Here is an 18,499-nt window from a genome sequence, read left to right as displayed (position 1 = left end):
CGAACGGGATCAGGACTCCCGCTTCGGGATGATCCGCTTGACCGCCACCGCGGCCGAAACCAGCGTGAACAGGCCCAGGGCGATCCAGAGCGCGTTCCAGCCCATGAACGGGGCGGTCAGCGCCGCACCGCCGAAGCCCGCCGCGACGCCCCCGATGGGTGGGTTGTTGTACATGTTTACCATTTCCTTTCCCGACGCCATGCGGCGTCCCAGAAGGCTTTCGCCTGTGCGATCTGCAGGAAGACGTCAAAGATCATTTCGACGAACAGCAGGGCGGCGACGGCCATCTGCCTGCCGCCCCTACTCCGTACGGTCACGATCCGCTCGACCATGAAGACGCCCGTCACCGCCATCCAGAGCGGATGGAAGTTGAGCGTGCCCGTGACCGCGATCGACCAGGCCGTGGCGCCCAGGTACGCGAAGATCACAATGATCCCGATCAGCGACAGCAGCTGACGGCCCCAGTAGGGCAACGTGACCCGCGTCCAGCCGTAGTCGGTGAGGTTCTCCAGCGCCCCTCGCTTCCACCGCAGCCGCTGCTTGAACAGGTCCTTCCAGGTCTCCATGACCTCGGTGGTGAGCGTGCACTCCGCGGGACACAGGATGCGGAACCTCAGGTGCAGCAGCGCCAGGGTGAGCTCGTTGTCCTCGGTCAGGACGCGCACGTCGTACACCTGGTCACGGCCGGGGAGCCGGCCGCTGCGGCGGGCCCTGACGACCTCCTTGAGCGCGAGCGCGCGAAAGAGCGTCGCCGTCCCGGTGAGCACCAGCGCCTTTCCGTGCAGCCGCCGCACGTCCCGGGCGTAGCGCGCGTACTCGTTGCGTTGGAACATGCCCACCATGCCGCCGCCCGGCTTGCCGGTGAAGGTGCCTCCCACCGCGGCCAGTTCGCCGGTGGCCAGCCGGAGGACGGCGTGGTGGATGAAACCGGGATCGAGCGCCGAGTCCGCGTCCATGACCAGCACGGCGTGCCGGGATCCCAGCTGGGGCAGCAGGACCTCGAGCACCTGGTTGAGCGCGCCCGCCTTCTTATGGCGGTTGCCGACCGTCCTGATCACCTCGGCGCCGTGCGCGCGTGCGATGTCCGCGGTCCTGTCGGTGCAGTTGTCCGCGATCACGATGACGCGGTTGGGCCTGCGCCGCTGACCGTGCAGCGACGTCATCGTCTCGGCGATCTGGTCCTCTTCGTTGTGCGCCGGGACCAGCACGGTGACGTGCATGCGCGAGGGATCGACCTCCGGGAGGTCCCGCTTGCCGTCGGCGCCCTTCGCGGCCCGATGCCGGCCCGTGCCGGCCTCCGCGGGGTTTCCCGGGTGGACCGGCGTGACAGCGTGCCCGCCGCGCCCGATCTCCGGCGGCCTGGGCAGAGTTTCTGACTGAACCACTTGAAACCCGTCCAGCTCCCAGCAAACCGCCGCATTGTGGTGACTACTTCCAAGAGGTTACACGCGTGATGGGAGTGACCGGTTGACATCAAAGAGACATAAGATGTGCCGTGAGATTTCAGTACGGGAACGGTGATGAAATGGGCAGGTCGGCTGTCGCCGTCCTACTGAACCTGTCCGCGGTCACCGTCGCCGTCACGGTCGCCGCCGGGTGCTCCGGCGACCCTCAAGCGGCGCCGCCCGCGCCTCCCGCCAGCGCCTCCACTCCCCGGGCGCATCCGAAGGCCACCGCGCGCGCCCTGTCGTCGTCACCGCCGGTCATGCTGGAGATTCCGAAGATCGGGGTGCGGACCACGCTGATGACGCTCGGCAAGAATCCGGACGGGACGCTGGAGGTCCCGCCCCTCGACAGGGTCGACGAGGCCGGGTGGTATCGCCTCGGTCCGTCGCCGGGCTCGCCCGGTCCCGCGGTCATCGCCGGTCACGTCGACTCGAAGAAGGGGCCCGGCGTCTTCTTCCGGCTCGGGGACCTGCGGCCGGGCGACACGGTGAGGATCTCCAGGAAGGACCGCACCCAGGTGATCTTCGAGGTGGACTCCCTGGAGAGCGTGCCGAAGGACCGCTTCCCCACCCGAAAGGTCTACGGGATGGTGAAGTTCCCCGGCCTGCGCCTCATCACCTGCGGCGGGGCCTTCGACACCGCCAGTGGCCACTACCGCGACAACATCATCGTCTACGCCCACCTCGTCGCCGGACGCCGCCCGCAGGCCCGTTGATCAACCGCGGGGGATGGCCGCATCATCGTGAGGGCGTCCGCGGCTCTCACCTGAGCCGCCGGGCCACCCGGGTCGGAGACGAAAAGGGAGTGCGGGCATGCGGTTCGAGACCGGCGTCGACATCGACGCCTCCGCGGATCGGGTCTGGCGGGTCATGACGGACGTCGCCGGATGGCCCGAGTTCACCCCGACGATGACCACGGTCGAGCCCCTCGGCGACGGCCCGCTGGCCCTCGGCGTCCGGGTGCGGATCAAGCAGCCGGGGCTTCCCCCGATGGTCTGGCAGGTGACGGAGTTCACCGACGGCAGGTCCTTCGCCTGGCGGGCGACCGGCGGGGGCGTCACCACGGTCGCGACGCACCTGCTCACGCCCCGGGAGGGCGGGGCGTCGGTCCTGCTCGGGATCGACCAGTCCGGACCGCTCGCGCCGCTGATGAGCCTGCTGATCGGTGGCCGGACCCGCAGGTACGTACGCACGGAGGCGGAGAGCCTCAAACGGCGCTGCGAGTCCGGCGACACGGTGTGAGCAGGTGGGCCGGAGTCCGGGGACCCCGGCCCACGCGGGTGACTACCGGGCCGGGTAGTCCGTGACGTACTGCGGCGCGCCGACCTTGGTCGTGTCGGCCGCGTCGCCGACGCCGTTGACGACGTGGTCGATCGTCCCGGCGTTGAGGTTGACCGTCATGATGTGGTGCAGCTTCACGCCCGGGGTCTGCGGGACCTCGAAGCCGTTCTCGGTGTGGATCTGCGGGTTGTTCTGGTTGAAGACGTAGACGCCCGCGCCGTAGAGGTTGTGCCTCTTCACGCGGTCGCCGACCTTGTAACCGGCGTAGCCCTCCACGGAGCCGTTCATCCAGTCGGCCTGCGTGGGCGGGTCGTACGGCAGCTCGTTCTGGTAGAGGATCGTCGTGCCGTCCTCGCCGTTCCAGACCGTGTTGTAGCGCTGGAAGTGCTCGACGAACAGGCCGGTCGCCGTCACGTGGTCGCCGTTGATGACGGCGCCGTAGCGGCCGATGTTGGTGTTCCAGCGCTGCGTGTCGGTGAGGCCCTCGACGCCGTGGTCGGCGCGCCACACCCACGTGTGGTCGATGAGCACGTTGTCGCTGTCGACCTCGAGAGCGGTCTCGGTCTTGCCGACGTGCGGGCCGCCGACCCGGAAGTACACGTCGGACAGCGTCGTCGGGTTGTCCGCCGAGGTCCGGTGGCCGCCGTGCTCACTGCCCACCCGCAGCAGGGCGGGGGACTTCTGGAGACCCGCGTCGACGGTGACTCCGGCGACGACCACGCCGGGGACGTCGGCGACGTCGAGCGGGACCGCGCCGCGTACGGCGGTGAGGGTGGCGTGCCCGAGCCCGAGGACCACCGTGTCGGGGCGCTTGACCTCGATGCTCCGCGCGATGTCGTACACGCCGGGCGTGAGCAGCAGGTTCTTGCCGCGCGCGAGCTGGCTGTTGATGACCTGCACCGAGTCGGACGGCTTCGCGACGTAGAAGTCCGACAGCGGCAGCGTGCGGCCCGGCGTCATGCCGTTCGCCCACGAGACGCCGCGCGTGTTCTTCCTGGCGGCGGGCACGCGGACGTTGAGCCTGCCCTCCGCGTCGGCGTACAGGTAGGGCTTTTCCCGACTGACCGGGGTGTTCTCCACGGTGGTGTAGGGCGGGTTCGGGAACCCGGACTCGTCCGGCGCGCCGACGACGCCCGAGAAGACCTGGTTCCACACGGCGTTGGACCATCCGGCGACCTCGGTGTTCCGGGTCAGCCACTGCTGCTGGGAGCCGTTGGTGACGGACGGCAGCCGGGAGTCGGCGATGAAGCCGCCGCTGGCGTATTGCGGGCCGGCGGTGCAGTAGTCCATCAGCGACAGGGTGCCGCCGCTGACGTTGAGGCGGCGCATGGAGACCGCCTGGGAGACGGCCCAGAAGTTCGCCGACTGGCGGCAGCCGTCCTGGCCCGCCGCGTTGATGTTGATCGACAGGTTCGACAGCGTGCGCCAGAAGTTGACGAGCGCGAGGCAGTTGCCGGTGCCGTTGTTCTCCAGGCAGCGGTTGTAGACCTCGACCTTGCCGTTGATGACGACGTCGGTGGGCGAGGCGCCCAGGCCGGCGATCTCGGTGTAATAGCCGACCTTGATCTGGAGCGGGTGCTCGGCGGTGCCGTACGTGCCGGGCTTGAAGAGGTAGGCGTGGCGCTCGGTGCCCATCTCGTTGTCGACCTGCGCCGTGTGCGCCGCGTCCAGGGTCGCCTGGATCTGGTCGACCGGCATGCTCGGGTCGAAGACGGTGACGTTGGGCCCGAGGTCGGGGGCGCCTCCGTGGTTCCCGTGGTTTCCGGAGGCCGAGGCCGGGGCCGGTGCGGCGGCGGTGGCGGCCGTCGTTCCCGCCGTCACGACGGCGGTCGTGAGCACGAGACCGAACGTGAACGCCCGGCCGATCAGCCGGCGGCCGGAGCGCCGCCTCGTGGGACTCCCAGTTCCAGGAGTCCCAGTGCCAGGAGTCAGGGTCGTCATACGGTTCGTCCTTTCCGCTGCGTACACAGCCGAGAGAGCGCTCTCTCGCGGGCCCGCGCTTGTATCAAGCCCTGAAAAAATGCGTGGGACGTTTGTACCGCGCGAACCGGCCCCGGCGCCATCCCTTGATTTTCCGCAGGCGACTCCTCCGAGACACCGAACCGCCCCGGAGCGGTCGTGCTCCGGGGCGGTCCAGCGCTCGGATCAGGCGGTCTCCCTGACGAACTCGGCGTGCGCCGCGGCCAGGCGGCCGCCGACCTCGGCCGTACTGACCAGCACGGACATGTTCGCCCTGGACGACCGGCCCTCGGTGGCCGCGTCCACCGCGCGCATCAGATACTTGGTGATCGCGTTGCCGCGGACGCCGTCCCGCTCGGCGGCGGCCATCGCATCGGCGATGGCGGCGTCCACCTCGGACGCGTCGATCGCGTCCTCCTCCCGCACCGGCGTGGTGATGAGGAACGAGCTGTTGTTGCCCAGCGCCCAGTGGTTCTCCACCGCCCGGGCGATCACCCGCTCGTCGTCCAGCCGCTGCGGGCTGCGGATGCCGCTGGAGACGCAGTAGAACGCGGGGAAGTCGTCCGACCGGTACGACACCACCGGCACGCAGTGGGTCTCCAGATACTCCATCGTCAGGTTCAGGTCGAGGATGCTCTTGGCCCCGGCGCAGACGACGGCCACCTTCGACCGGGTGAACTGGATCAGGTCGGAGGAGACGTCCATCGTCTTCTCCGCGCCCCGGTGCACACCGCCGATGCCGGCCGACGAGAAGAACGGGATGCCGGCCAGCTCGGCCGCCACCACCGAGCTGGCCACGGTCAGCGCGCCGAGTCCGCCCTGGGCCAGGATCACCGGCAGGTCCCGGCTGCTGACCTTGGGGATGCCGGGCGTCGAGGCGAACCGCTCGACGTCCTCGTCGGTCATGCCGACCTTGATCTGCCCGCCTTCGACGCAGATCGTGGCCGGGACGGCGCCGCCCGCGCGGACCGCGTCCTCGACCTTCCGCGCGGTCGCGGCGTTGTCCGGATAGGGCAGGCCGTGGGTGATGACGTTCGACTCCAGCGCCACCACCGGCCGGCCCTCGGCGAGTGCGTCCGCGACCTCCTCGCTGTACACCAGCGGGACGCGTCCATGCTCCCGGGTCATCGTCGCCCCTCAGTTCGCGGCCGGGCCGTAGTTCGGCAGCTTGTTCAGCTTGTGCTTCTGGTTGAGGATCTCCGGGATGTAGACCTTCTCGTCCCACAGCTCCTTCGCGACCGGCTCCAGGATGATCGACACCGAGCCCTCCTCACAGCCGAAGGCGCTCGTCATCGCCTTGGTCACCGCGGCGACCAGGTCGGAGTGCTGCTGCTCGGTGAGGGGGACCGGGAAGTGCTTGATGCTGACGTGCGGCATGATGATCTCCTTACGGTGGGTCCCGAGACGATCCCTGATGGCTCCGACCAGCTCGTCGATCTCCGGATCCCTGAGCAGGCCGTAGTGATCGGCTTCCAGGTCGACGACGACCGGGGCCGTCGCCGAATAGCCGCTGCTGTTCTCCAGGAACGAGTAGTCGTCGCCCCTGGCCTTGAAGATGGTGATCGGTGCGTCGATCCGCCGCCGGGCCAGCTCGCGGAAGGTGTAGCTGAACTCGAAGGTCTCCCCCACCACCCGCATGATCCGGCGTACGAGGTCGATGTCCAGATCGGGGAAGCTGCGGTGGATGAAGGCGGCGAAGCTCTCCTCGTCCACGGCCTCGGCCAGGCACCGCTCCAGCAGCGGCCCCGTGATCGTGCCGGCGAAGACCGAGAAGAGGATCGTCACGTACGCCTTGTTGCCGAAGCCTGCCTCGCGCTCGTGCTCCGACGTGCCCGCCAGGTGGACCTTCGGCGAGCCCGGCGCGATCAGGAACAGGTGCTCCACCCGCTCACCGGCCTGCTCCAGCTGGTAGGCGGCCTCGAACGCGACGCGCGCGCCGAACGAGTATCCCCACAGCGTGTACGGACCCGACGGCTGCAGCCGCCGGATCGCCTTGACGTCCTCGGCCGCCATCTCGCCGATGGTCGCGTACGGGACCTCCTCGGGGTTGATCCCGTACGCTTGGATCCCGTAGAAGGGCTGAGTGGCGCCCATCCTGGCGGCCAGCGTGCGCAGGTTCATCGTGTAGCCGCCGAGGCCGGGCCAGCAGTAGACGGGCCGGCCCGCGCCCTCCCGCTGCAACGGCACGAGCCGGGAGCACGCCTCGGACTCGCGTCCGTCGACCCGCCGGGCGAGCTTCTCGATCGTGGGGCACTCGAACAGCACCTGGAGGGGCAGCGAGCCGCAGAACTCGCGGTTGATCTTGTTGATCAGCCCGACGGCGATGAGCGAGTTGCCGCCGGAGGCGAAGAAGTCGTCCTGCACCGAGACGGTCTCCCGCTTCATCGCCTTCTTCCACAGCTCGGCGATCCGGCGCTCGGTCGTGGTCCGCGGCGCGATGTACGGCCGGTCGGCGTTGTCCACGTTCGTCGCGTCGGACTCGGCCAGGGCCCTGACGTCGATCTTCCCGTTCGCCGTGAACGGGAGCCGGTCCAGCACGACGACCTTGTTGGGGATCATGTAGTCCGGCAGGAAGTTGATCAGGTCGTCCCTGATCATCTCCGCCGGTCCCTTCATGTGGACCGAGTCCTCCTTCATCCCCTCGCTCAACCGCTGCTCGTCGCTCACGCGGCCGCCGATGAAGAAGTAGGACGGGCCGGTGGGCCGGCCGAGCTCGCGGAGGATTCCGTCGATCCGGCGCGCCGAGGGCAGGTCGTCGCCGGACTTCGAGCTGTATCCGGACGACATGAACCCGATGTTCACGTCGTTCATCGACAGGCGCTGCAGCGTGCGTCCCAGGTCGATGTAGCGCAGCCAGTCCTCGTCGTTCCTGCTGATCACCGAGATGCCGAGGCTCGACCGGTCGTAGACCTGCTGGTTGATCGCGATGACCTGCTTCTTGAGGATGAGCTCGTCGGAGATCAGCCGCAGCCGGCCGTTCTCGTAGGCGTACTGCCCCGCCCGCAGGTCGGCGATCTTCCCGGGGTGCGCCTGGACGTAGAGGTCGATCTCGTCCGGGCGCGGCCCGGCGTACGGGACCAGCTCGAACGTGCCGAGGTAGTAGTCCTCGGCGGCGCAGTCCAGGTGGTCCTTCGTGGCCGGCGCGTATTCCAGGGCCCTGATGTCCAGGCCGTACTCGGGCAGCACCTTCTCGAACAGCCCGATCATGTGGCCGGTCTCGATCTCCAGGACCTCGCGGATGTTGTTCTTGTAGACCGGCTCTATCGCCCGCTTCTTGCCGACGAAGTGCAGCCTCACCCGCGGCTCCGCTCCCCCGGCGGCCGGCCCGACCAGCACGAGCCGGTGGTGCACGGGGTGGTGGTAGTAGAAGCCCGGCCGCAGGTCGCCGATCCCGTTGATCTCGAGGTAGAGCTGGGTCGCGTACAACGCCCCCGGCGAGGCGTACGCGTACTTCGGCAGCAGGCGTTCCTCGCTGAGGTGCTGGCCGAAGTAGCGCAGGATCTCGCCGAGCTCCTCCAGGCCGACGGTGTCGAGGCCGCGGGGGTCCGCGCCCGCGGGCTTCCTGGCCAGCAGCTTCAGGATGTCGCCCCGGCCGAGCTCCCCGCCCTCGTAGAACCGGTAGGTCTTGCGGGCGAACGCCAGGCCGCGTTGCCGCGCGGTCGCCTGCTTGCCCGGCAGGTCGATCACCGGCCTGCCGTCGAGCTCCGCGGCGTCCCGGACGCCGGGGTTGGACAACTGCGTCCTGACCTGGAGCCTGCTCGCCTTGGACTGGTGGTGCGCGCCGTGGTTGCCCTGGTCCATCAGCGCCGCTTCCTTGGGATTCAGCTCCACGCAGGCGATCAGGTTCTGGAACCCCGTGCGCGGGTCGTTCTTGACGATGACCGCGGCGTGCTTGACCCAGTCGTGGGTCTCGATGGCCAGCTTGATCTCGTCCAGCTCGACCCGGAATCCGCGCAGCTTGACCTGGTTGTCCGCGCGGCCGACGAACTGGACGGTGCCGTCGGCGTTCCAGTACGCGAGGTCGCCGGTCTTGAACAGCCTGCCCTCGCCGAGCGGGTTGTCCACGAACCGCTCGGCGGTCAGCTCGGGCTTGTGCAGGTAGCCGCGGGCGACCTGGACGCCTCCGATGAACAGCTCGCCGATCTCGCCGACGGCCACCGGCGCCCCGGCCAGATCGAGGATGTGGTACTCGGTGTGGTCGACCGGCGCCCCGATCGAGATCGCGTTCGGGCCCTCGTCGACGGTCGCCCGGTCCACGGTGTACGCCGACGAGTTGATCGTGCACTCGGTGGGGCCGTACAGGTTGACCAGCGCGCACCCGGACATGGTGTCGAGGAAGCTCGTCGCCAGCGTCTTGGACAGGACCTCGCCGCCGGTGAAGACCTGCGTGAGCGAGGTGCAGCTCTGCAGTTCCTCGGTGTCCAGCAGCGCCGTCAGCAGCGTCGGAACGCACTGCAGCGTGGTGACGTCGTGCGTCCTGATGACGTCGATCAGCCGCTCGGCGTCCCGGTAGACCCCGGGCGGGCCGACGACGACCACGGAGCCGCAGACCGGCGCGAGGATCTCCCACTGCGCCGCGTCGAAGCTCATCGGCGTCTTCTGCACGATGACCTTGTCCTGGTCGATCCCGTAGGCGGCCCGCAGCCACCGCATCTGGCTGACGATGCTGCGGTGCTCGATCATCACGCCCTTCGGCTTGCCGGTGCTGCCGGAGGTGTAGATGACGTACGCGAGGTTGCCGGGACGCAGGCCCGGGTGACGATCGGGGTGGCGGCCGGGGTGCCGGTCGCCTCCGGGCGAACCCGCGAACCCTTCCGCGTCCTTCAGGGTGACGATCCGCGTCCCGGCGGGCGCCAGCTCGGTCAGCCTGCCCACGAGCTCGTCCTGCGTGACGACGACCCGCACGCCGGCGTCCTCGATCATGTAGCGGAGGCGCTCTTCGGGATATTCGGGGGACAGCGGCAGGTAGGCGCCGCCGGCCCGCAGGATTCCCCACACGCCGACCATCAGGTCGATCGACGGCTCGACGAAGAGCCCCACACACTCGTCGAGGTCCACGCCGAGCTCCCGCAGGTGCCCCCCGAGGGCCGCGCCGCCCTCCGCGAGCTCGCGGAAGGTCAGCCGCCGCTCTCCGCAGACGACCGCCGTGGCGCCCGGGCGCAACCGGGCCTGAGCGTCGAGCAGATCGGGAAGACAGGTGTCCTCCGGTGGTTCCCGTCTCGCTTCAACGGCTGGAGTGGTGATCATTTCCTCCCCCTGCGATGGGCGGACAAGGGTTACTGGGAAACCGCGGCCCTCGGCGCCGTCACCCGTTTCCCGCGCTCCCCCGCGGGTGACCGGCCTGGGCTGCGCCGCAAGCCGGTCGGGCCTACCGCCGGGCCGGCGGGATGTGCACAGCCTGTGGAAGAGGCCACGTGAAACCCTGGGGTGGATTCGTCCCGGGGGCTGTCGCCGGTGAAGCAGGAAAGGTCCGACCGGCGACGGCTGGAGTCCCCTCCCCTCATGGAGGGGAGGATGTCAGCGCGTGACGTCCGTACCGAAGTACCGGTCGCCGAAGTCGCCGATGCCGGGGATCATGTAGGCGTTCTCGTTCAGCCGTTCCTCGATGGCCGAGGTGACGATCCGCAGGTTGGGGTGACGCGCGTGGACCGCGTCGATGCCCTCCGGCGCCGACAGCAGGGTGACGAAGACGATGTCGTCCTCCGCGACCCCGTGGTCGAGCAGCACCTCGATGGCGGCCAGCGCGGTCCCGCCGGTGGCGAGCATCGGGTCCAGCAGCAGCACGCTCCTGCGGTCGATGTCCGCGGGCAGCGCGGAGTAGTACAGCCGCGGCAGCTTCGTCACCTTGTCCCGCTGGATGAGGATCTTGCCGATCCGCACTCCCGGCGACATCGCCCGCAGCTCGGACTCCATGCTCTCCCCGGCGCGCAGGACGGACACCCCGCAGATCGGCAGGGCCGGCCGCAGGCCGTGGTAGGTGCGCCCCACCGGGGTCTGCACGTCGAACGGCTCGAACGGCAGGAGGTCCAGGGCCGTCTCGATGAGCTGGCGGATGATCCGGCCCGACGTGGTGACGAAACGCTCCAGGTCGGCGTCCCGGTCGCGGATGATCGTGTGCAGCGCCCGCAGCTGCCTGGTCTGCGGCAGCAGATGTACGGTGCCGGTGGCCTGCGCCGTCGTGATGGTCATGCCTTCTCACCCGCCTCCAGCTGGGCGAAGGCCCTGCGGGCCTCCTGGACGAACTTCCGCACCTTCAGCCGGTCCTTGCGGCGGGTCACCGGGTCCTCCAGACCGGTGTGCGCGTCGACGGCGGCCGGGCGGACCTCGGTGATCGCGGCGGCGACGTTGTCGGGGTTCAGCCCGCCGGCGAGCATCAGCGGCTTGGGCGAGATGCGGACCAGTTCGGCGCTGATCGACCAGTCGTGCAGCAGTCCGGTGGCGCCCTTGGCACCGGTGGCCGGGTTGAAGGTGTCGGTGATGAACATGTCGACCCACTCGGCCGCCTCGTCCACGATCGCGGCCAGCTCGTCGAGGTTGTCCTGCTTGACCACGAGGCTCTTGAGCACGTACAGGTCGGGGGCGATGCGCCGCAGCTTCCGCAGTTCCTCGCCCGTCACGTCGCCGTGCAGCTGGATCGCGGTGACGCCCAGCTCCTCGCAGAATTCCTTGATCTCCTCGGCGTCGGTCAAGTAGGTGATCACGACGCCCCTGTGCTCCGGCTGGATCTCCTTGACGATCGCCGCGGCGTCCTCCTCGGACAGGTCCTCGTTCTTCGCCGGCAGCCGCAAGGCGAAGCCGAGCCAGTCCGCCCCTTCCTCGCGGATCAGGTCCGCCTCGGCCTGGTCGATGACACCGGCCACCTGAATCAGTCCCTGCATGTTGACCCGCCTTTCGAACCGGCCTGAGCGGCCTCGGTCGGAAACGAATTGCAAACGGCCACGAACGATGGCATTGAACAGCTCGCGACAGTGCGGCCTTTCGAGAGGGAATTCGCAACGGCGCGAATACTCCGGGCCTGCGAGGCCTATTCAGAATTCGCGTCGGCGGGCTTTTCCCACAACCCCTAGCAGCCCCACAGCATGCCAGGACGATCCGGGGCACCTTTGGACTTTTCGGGTGCCCCCGGCGCGAGCACGGCAGAGACGGCCGGCAACCCCACATGACCCCTATCGACAAAGGGCCCGTCCCGAGTCGTGCGCGACTCTCGTTGACCCGCCGGGAAACGTGTAACTAGCCTCCGTTTCTGAGTGCCCCGACGAGCACGCGCGAGAAACGGCGGTGGTGAGAATGCACCACGAGCAATCGCTTTCCCCGGGTGATTCGCCGGCACGGTTCCCGGCCCCCGGGCACCGCGACCCCCGCGTCTCGCGCCCGCTCCCGCCGCCCGGATGCCGCCACCGGCCGGCGCGTCTCGAACCCGGCCGGCCTCCCGTCTGGCGGATCTCTTAGCACTAAGGTAATGTCTCTTAGTGCTAAGCGACTTCGCCTACCGCTCGTCCACGGCCGCCGGGGCCGATCGGCACCAGAGCACGACCCGACCGACGCACGACGTCAGTTCTCGCCTGCCCGACCGGGCCCACGCGCACAGGAGGAACCAGATGACAGTCATCGAGTCCGTCTCCGCCGGGACCGGCAAACCGGATCGCGTCCCCCTCAAGAACTGGCTCGCGGTGATCGCCGTCGCGCTGGGGACCTTCCTGGTGGTCACCGTCGAGAACCTGCCCATGGGCCTGCTCACGGCCATCGGGGGCGGCCTGCACGTCTCCGACGGCGAAGTCGGCCTGATGGTGACCGTGTCCGGCCTGGTCGCCGCCGTCACCGCGCCGCTGCTGCCCGTGGCGATCCGCGGGCTGGACCGGCGGGTGGTCCTGCTCGGCCTGATCCTGCTGGCGCTGGTGGCCAACGTCGTGTCCGCGGTGACCCCGTCGTACGCCGTGCTGATGGTGGCCCGGCTGTTCGTGGGCGTCAGCATCGGCGGATCCTGGGCGCTCGCCGGGGGTCTCGGCGTCCGGCTGGTCCCCGAGGCGCACGTCGCCAGGGCCACCTCGTTGATCTTCTTCGGCGCCATGGCCGCCAACGTCCTCGGTGTCCCCGCGGGCACGCTCGTCGGCGAGCTCACCGGCTGGCGCGTCGCGTTCGGCGTGGTCGCCGCGGTCGCGCTCCTGCTGGTGATCGCGCTGGCCGTGCTGCTGCCGAAGATGCCGGCGTCCGAGCCCGTCCGGCTGCGCACGCTGGGCGAGCAACTGCGCACACCCGCCGTCCGGGTCGGTGTCGCCGCCACCTTCCTGCTGGTGTCCGGGCACTACGGCGCCTTCACGTTCGTCAGCCCGATCCTGCAGGACGTCTCCGGGGTCGGCGCGGCGTTCGTCGGCCCGCTGCTGCTGGCGTACGGCGTGGCCGGGATGGCCGGCAACCTCATCGCCGGCTCGTGGGCGGGCCGCAACGTCCGCGGCACGATCGTCGCGGTCAGCGTCGCGCTCGCGGTCATCCTGGCGGCGTTCCCGTTCCTCGGCGGCAACGCGGTCACCGGGTCGATCCTGTTGATCGCGTGGGGGTTCGCGTTCGGCGGCCTGCCGGTGAGCGTGCAGACCTGGATCATCAAGGCGGCGCCGCAGGGCATCGAGGCCGCCACGGGGTTGAACACCTGCATGTTCAACCTCGCGATCGCGCTGGGAGCGCTGTTCGCCAGCCTCATCGTCGGGGCGGTCACCGTGACCGGCGTGCTGTGGGTCGCGGCGGGGCTCGTGATCCTGACGTCGCTGGTGGTGTCCGGCGCCAGGCGGGCCTAGGAAGCCCGCTCGTCGCCCAGTGACATCAGCAGTTGCCTGAGGGTCTCGGCCAGGTTCTCCCGCTGGGCGGGGGTGAGCCCGGCGAGCAGGCGCCGTTCGGTGTCCACGTGGTCGGGCAGCGCCCGGTCGATGAGCTCGCGACCGGCGTCGGTCAGATCGACGTGGACACCACGGCCGTCGATGTCACTGGGCGTCCGCGTCACCAGGCCCCGCGCCTCCAGCCGGTCGAGGCGCTGGGTGACCGCCCCCGAGGTGATCATGGCCGAGCGCATCAGCTCCGCCGGGGCCTGCCGACCGCCGCGGCGGAGGGTGGCCAGGACGTCGAACGACGAGGGGTCCAGGTCGTGCTCGGCGAACGTGCGGCGCAGCTCGTTGTTGACGAGCTGCGTCAGCCTCGACAGCCGGCCGAAGACCGCCATCGGGGACACGTCCAGGTCAGGGCGGGCGTCGGCCCACTGCTGCAGGACGTGGTCCACATGATCGGGCACACCGCAAGATTACCGCCCGCGGCACCCCCGCAATCGAGAGGAAGAAGCAGAGGCATGCGCATCACAGTGTTCGGGGCGACCGGGAACGTGGGCAGACGCGTCGTCGCCGAGGCCGTGTCCCGCGGACACGAGGTGACCGGAGTGGCCCGCAATCCGGTGCGCCTCGCCGGACTGCCCGGCGAGGCGCGCGTCCGCGTCGGCGACGCGACCGACGTGGACGACGTCGTCGCGCTGACCACCGGGCAGGACCTGGTGATCACCGCGACCTGCCCGGCGCCCGGCGACGAGAGCCAGCTGGTCACGGTCGCCACCACGCTGCTCACGGCGTGCGCCAAGACCGGCGTACGCCTGCTGCTCGTCGGCGGCGCGGGCAGCCTCACCGTCGAGGGCGGCGGCCGCCTGATGGACCAGGCGGGCTATCCGTCCTTCCTGCTGCCGATCGCGGCCGCGTGCGTCGACCAGCTGGCGGCCTGCCGGGCGAACACCGTCGTGGACTGGGCCTACCTGAGCCCGGCCGATCTGCTCGTCCCCGGTGAGCGGACCGGCCAGTACCGGGTGGGCGGCGACGAGCTGGTGGTCGACGCCGACGGCGAATCCCGGATCTCGATCGAGGACCTCGCGGTGGCGTTGCTGGACGAGGCCGAACAACCGCGCCACCACCGGACCCGTTTCACCGTCGCGTACTGATTTCCGGCAGACCACGGCTCGGCCGGGCGGACGGAAATCGACGAAGAGCGAAATCCGCCCGCCTTCGAGATCACTTCGTGATTCGAAGGCGGCAGGATTTCTGTCCCGTGCCGCGAATCAGGGAGCGATATGAAGCGCCTCAATGTGCTTGCCGTTCTGTTCGGTATGCTCGCCGCGCTGTTGGCCGGTGCCGGTGCCGCTCATGCCGCTTCCTCCGCCGACCCGGTCCACGCTCTCCGGCAGCAGTTCGCGGCGGGGCGAGGGGTTCTGGTTTCCGAGACCGCCCGGACGAGCATTTCGGGAGACAAGCAGACCTACATCCGCCGGACCACCGGCAGGATCGGATTCGGAAAGTCCGGAGTAGTCGGCTACGACCTCACCTCCCGGGGGGTGATCACCCCCGGTCTCCAGGCCGCCCTGCCCGCTGAAGAGCTGGAAGCGATGCGCACTCCCTTTCGCGCGGTCAACGTGGGCCGCTATACCTACGTCCAGGGTTTCCAATGGGGTCCGATGCCGGAGGGCAAGACCTGGGTCACGTTCGGCAAGGACAACCCGTCCTGGCAGGACTACGGCCAGCGCGGCGACCAGCTCATCGACGTCCTCAGCCCGGCGAGGCTCAGGTTCGTGATCTCGAAGGCCTCTTCCCTCCGCTCCGGCGAGTATCGCGGCACCCTCAAGACGCAGAACCTGTACAGCGAGCCGGGTGCTTTCAATCCGGAAAATCACACGGTTTCGTTCAGGTTGTTCGTCGACAAGGCCGGGTTGCCCGTCCGCCTGATCACGCGGTACTCCTCGAAGGAGGAGGACTACACCCGCGACGGCGAGTGGGTCAGCAGGATTCACCGGAACGTGGTGGACACCCGATACCGATGGCACGCGAACGTGAAGATCACGGCGCCGCCGGCATCCGCCATCGTGGAATTCAACGACCTGCCGGCGAACCGGCAGCCGAACTTCGGAATCCCGCTGGTGATTCACCCGGATGACAGAGCCGTCGCCGAATAGGCCCTCCCGAAGGGGCCCATGCCGTGGAACGATTCGCGGAGACCCCCATCGTGAAAGGTCGCGGGATGCGGGCTACCACGGACGCCGACGTACGCCGGGTGTTCGACCGGATGGCGGACAGGTACGACGATCAGATGCTGGCCTGGGAGCGCCGCCTGTTCCCGGGCAGCCGGGAGTGGGCCGTCCGACAGGCGCGCGGTCACGTCGTGGAGATCGCCGTCGGCACCGGGCTCAACCTCCCCCTGTACGGCGCCGGCACCACGGTCGTCGGGATCGAGCTGTCCGGGCCCATGCTGGAACTGGCGCGACGGCGGGTGGCGCAGGCCGGCCTCGGTGAGCGGGTGGAACTGCGGCAGGGCGACGTGCAGCGCCTGGACCTGCCCGACGGCGTCGCCGACACGGTGCTGTCCACGTTCACGATGTGCACCATCCCGGATCCGCCGGCCGCGGCACGTGAGGCCTACCGCGTGCTCAAGCCCGGCGGGCGGTTCGTGCTGGCCGAGCACGGGCCGTCGAGCAACCCGGTCATCCGGGCCGGGATGCGGCTGCTGGAACCGCTGTTCGTGCGGTTCGAAGCCGACTACCTCACCCGCGATCCCCGGCCCTACCTCGAGCAGGCCGGTTTCGCGATCGAGTCGGTGACGCGGACGACACGCGGGATCGGCTTCCGGGTGCTGGCCGTCCGGCCCTGACCCGACGTACGCCCGCCGGCGGCCACGGCCGCGCGCCGAGGATGCGCCAGGGAGTGTCTAGTCGAGCCAGAGCACGATGCCGGTCATGCCGTTGAGCACGGCGGCGGCACCCGCCCGGACGGCGCGCCCGGCGCGCTCGGGGGTGAAGCTGGCGGGATCGTACGCCGAGGACATGCCGAGCCCCTCGCCGCGGAACGACGCACCGGTCCAGTCGGCGGCGGTGACGTTCTCCGTGGGCTCGGCCAGCTCCGCGCCGACCACGAGGAACTGCTGGTCGAGGTGGTTGGGGGTGACCAGGGCCAGGGGGTCGACGAGGTCGTCGCCGGCGCTGACGATGAGGTCGGGCTTCATGCCGATCGCTTTGCCGATGGTCGGCACGAACTGGTCGGGCCGCGTGGCCGTGAGGGTCCTGAGGCTGACGCGCTCCTCCTCGGCCCACGCCGTCACCGCGCTCACCAGCGTCGTGGTCTGGCGGTCCTCTCCCGCGGTGAGCAGCACCACGCGGTAGCCCTCCGGCGGACGAACCCCGTTCCAGGAGCCGGGCCTGGGCGTGATCGTCGACTCAGGGGCGGGTGACGCGGCCGGGAAGAAGCCCGGGCCGGGGGTGCCGACTGCGGTGGGCTTCGCGTGCGGCCGGGACCAGTCGTCACCGGAGCCGCATCCGCCGGCCAGCAGGGCGGTCGCGACTGCCGCGGCCAGTGTGCAGGCAGGCAGAAGCCGAGAGCGCATGGGGATCGTCCTTCGGGGCGCCGGGAAGTGCGCCTATTTCCTACCGCATGATCTGCGGCTTTCGGCGCCGAGGCCGTCTCCGCCGGGTGTGGTTCCTCGACGGTTCTCATCCGAGATACCGCTCGTTCATCTCAATCGAGCAGATTTCGTACGCCAAAGCCGAAAAGGAGTCATATGTCCCCCGCCGCTCGGCGTCGTGTCTGTGCTGTCATCGCCGCCGCAGCCGTGGCCGTCCTGTTCAGTGCCCTCTTCGCTCTGCTGGGTGCCCTGCCCGCCCTCGCTCACGGGTTCACCTCGACGGTTTACGTCGACCTCGTCTCGCCCCAGACCGGGCACGTCCGCACCGAGCTCCAACTGGAGTACGACCTGCTCGTCGTCTCCGCCGCCGACTACGAGAAGGACGACCCGCTCTTCAAAGCCGGCACCGCGGCGTTCGAGGCCGGTGACGCGGCACAGCAGGCCGCCGCGCTCGACGCCCACGCCGGCTCGGTCGTCGCGTACGTCACCGAACGCTTCGGCGTCACCGCCGGGGGCACGGCGTGCGCCCCGGTCAGGGACGGCGGCTTCACGATCGGGCGCCGCGAGGGCGTCCCGTACGCACGGCTGATCCTCGACTACCGGTGCCCGAAGTCCGCCGAAGCGCACGAGGTGCGCAGCGCGCTGTTCTCCGGTTCGGAGGGGTACGTGCGCGACAGCAAGACGATCGTCACCTACGACCTCGACCTCAAGTCCGGAAGCACCGCCCTCGACGCTCAGCATCGGTCGTTCTCCACGCAGCAGTCCTGGTTCGAGCGGTTCTGGGAGTTCTTCCGGCTCGGAGCCGAGCACCTGCTCGGCGGTCTCGACCACATCCTGTTCCTGCTGGCGCTCATCGCGGGGTCACGCCGCCTGCGCGAGATCGTGCTGGCGGCGACGACCTTCACACTGGCCCACTCGGTGACCTTCGTCCTCGCCGCCCTCGGCCTCGTGGAGGTGCCGGCGTCGTTCGTCGAGCCCGTCATCGCCCTCTCGATCGCGGTCGTCGCGGGCTGGCATCTGTGGCGGATCTGGCGACGCCGTTCGCACGCCACAGATCTGGAGACGGCCGGTCACGGCCGCCTCGGCCTGGACCGCGCGGGCTGGACGCGGCTCGCGGTGGTCTTCTGCTTCGGCCTCGTGCACGGTCTCGGCTTCGCCGCGGCACTGGGCATCGACCAGGCCTGGTCGTGGACGCTGCTGTGGTCGCTGCTCGTCTTCAACGTGGGCATCGAGGTCGTCCAGCTGGCGATCATCGTCGCCGTCTTCCCGCTGCTCGCCCTGCTGCGTCACCGCGGGCCGATCGCGGGGCTGTGGACGACCGGGGCGATCGCGGCGGGTGTGTCCGCGATGGGCCTGGTGTGGTTCGTGCAACGCGTTCTCGGATTCTGAGATCACGCCACAACTTC

Annotated in this window: 16 protein-coding genes; 7 read left to right on the top strand and 9 right to left on the bottom strand. The window is 69.5% G+C overall.

Going from position 1 to position 18,499, the window contains the following annotated elements:
* Positions 1-9 precede the first annotated feature (9 nt).
* A complete protein-coding gene (locus IL992_RS17285; protein WP_183543708.1) occupies positions 10-174 on the bottom strand; it encodes a hypothetical protein in 165 nt (54 codons plus the stop codon).
* Positions 175-176: 2 nt separating this feature from the next.
* Complete coding sequence (locus IL992_RS17280) at positions 177-1,385, bottom strand: glycosyltransferase family 2 protein (RefSeq protein WP_319018617.1); 1,209 nt, start codon at positions 1,383-1,385, stop codon at positions 177-179.
* A gap of 140 nt (positions 1,386-1,525) precedes the next feature.
* Between IL992_RS17280 and IL992_RS17275 the strand changes: the two genes are divergently transcribed.
* Positions 1,526-2,161 (top strand): class F sortase, encoded by a 636-nt coding sequence (locus tag IL992_RS17275; RefSeq protein ID WP_193204354.1) that lies wholly within the window; start codon positions 1,526-1,528, stop codon positions 2,159-2,161.
* Positions 2,162-2,258: 97 nt separating this feature from the next.
* A complete protein-coding gene (locus IL992_RS17270; protein WP_193204353.1) occupies positions 2,259-2,687 on the top strand; it encodes an SRPBCC family protein in 429 nt (142 codons plus the stop codon).
* 42 nt (positions 2,688-2,729) lie between these two features.
* On the opposite strand, the gene IL992_RS17265 is transcribed toward IL992_RS17270, so the two are convergent.
* From IL992_RS17265 to IL992_RS17245, 5 genes are all read right to left on the bottom strand, one after another.
* Entirely contained in the window at positions 2,730-4,565 is a 1,836-nt protein-coding gene (locus IL992_RS17265; protein ID WP_319018616.1) for an adenylyl cyclase, read from the bottom strand.
* A gap of 306 nt (positions 4,566-4,871) precedes the next feature.
* Positions 4,872-5,813, bottom strand: a complete 942-nt coding sequence (locus IL992_RS17260) for a pseudouridine-5'-phosphate glycosidase (RefSeq protein WP_193204352.1) — start codon at positions 5,811-5,813, stop codon at positions 4,872-4,874.
* A 9-nt stretch (positions 5,814-5,822) separates the two neighbouring features.
* A complete protein-coding gene (locus tag IL992_RS17255; protein WP_193204351.1) occupies positions 5,823-9,932 on the bottom strand; it encodes an amino acid adenylation domain-containing protein in 4,110 nt (1,369 codons plus the stop codon).
* Positions 9,933-10,202: 270 nt separating this feature from the next.
* Complete coding sequence (gene upp, locus IL992_RS17250) at positions 10,203-10,874, bottom strand: uracil phosphoribosyltransferase (RefSeq protein WP_193204350.1); 672 nt, start codon at positions 10,872-10,874, stop codon at positions 10,203-10,205.
* Positions 10,871-11,563, bottom strand: coding sequence for a phosphoribosylanthranilate isomerase (locus IL992_RS17245; protein WP_193204349.1), 693 nt, complete (start codon positions 11,561-11,563; stop codon positions 10,871-10,873). The genes upp and IL992_RS17245 overlap by 4 nt, the downstream gene beginning before the upstream one ends.
* Before the next feature lie 720 nt (positions 11,564-12,283).
* On the opposite strand from IL992_RS17245, the gene IL992_RS17240 reads away from it, so the two are divergent.
* On the top strand, positions 12,284-13,474 hold the full coding sequence (locus IL992_RS17240) for an MFS transporter (RefSeq protein WP_193204348.1): 1,191 nt from the start codon (positions 12,284-12,286) through the stop codon (positions 13,472-13,474).
* On the opposite strand, the gene IL992_RS17235 is transcribed toward IL992_RS17240, so the two are convergent.
* Positions 13,471-13,962: a MarR family winged helix-turn-helix transcriptional regulator gene (locus IL992_RS17235; protein ID WP_193204347.1), complete on the bottom strand. Its 492-nt coding sequence runs from the start codon at positions 13,960-13,962 to the stop codon at positions 13,471-13,473. The genes IL992_RS17240 and IL992_RS17235 overlap by 4 nt on opposite strands.
* Before the next feature lie 54 nt (positions 13,963-14,016).
* On the opposite strand from IL992_RS17235, the gene IL992_RS17230 reads away from it, so the two are divergent.
* The 3 genes from IL992_RS17230 to IL992_RS17220 all read left to right on the top strand — a co-directional run bounded on the left by IL992_RS17230 (position 14,017) and on the right by IL992_RS17220 (position 16,346).
* Positions 14,017-14,649 carry an NAD(P)-dependent oxidoreductase gene (locus tag IL992_RS17230; RefSeq protein ID WP_193204346.1) on the top strand — a complete coding sequence of 211 codons (633 nt, stop codon included), beginning with the start codon at positions 14,017-14,019 and terminating at the stop codon, positions 14,647-14,649.
* Positions 14,650-14,778: 129 nt separating this feature from the next.
* Positions 14,779-15,654, top strand: a complete 876-nt coding sequence (locus IL992_RS17225) for a hypothetical protein (RefSeq protein ID WP_193204345.1) — start codon at positions 14,779-14,781, stop codon at positions 15,652-15,654.
* A 65-nt stretch (positions 15,655-15,719) separates the two neighbouring features.
* Positions 15,720-16,346, top strand: a complete 627-nt coding sequence (locus IL992_RS17220; RefSeq protein ID WP_193204344.1) for a class I SAM-dependent methyltransferase — start codon at positions 15,720-15,722, stop codon at positions 16,344-16,346.
* 57 nt (positions 16,347-16,403) lie between these two features.
* Here the strand turns inward: IL992_RS17220 and IL992_RS17215 are convergent, their stop codons facing one another.
* Complete coding sequence (locus IL992_RS17215) at positions 16,404-17,075, bottom strand: type 1 periplasmic-binding domain-containing protein (RefSeq protein WP_193204343.1); 672 nt, start codon at positions 17,073-17,075, stop codon at positions 16,404-16,406.
* Between the two features lie 174 nt (positions 17,076-17,249).
* Between IL992_RS17215 and IL992_RS17210 the strand changes: the two genes are divergently transcribed.
* Positions 17,250-18,482, top strand: coding sequence for a HupE/UreJ family protein (locus IL992_RS17210; RefSeq protein WP_193204342.1), 1,233 nt, complete (start codon positions 17,250-17,252; stop codon positions 18,480-18,482).
* The last annotated feature ends 17 nt before the right edge of the window (positions 18,483-18,499 follow it).

The sequence above is a fragment of the Microbispora sitophila genome, from assembly GCF_014892245.1.
GTDB classification, from domain to species: Bacteria; Actinomycetota; Actinomycetes; order Streptosporangiales; family Streptosporangiaceae; genus Microbispora; species Microbispora siamensis.
Note: the sequence above shows the minus strand (reverse complement) of the source record. Positions and strands in the feature narration are given on the sequence as shown.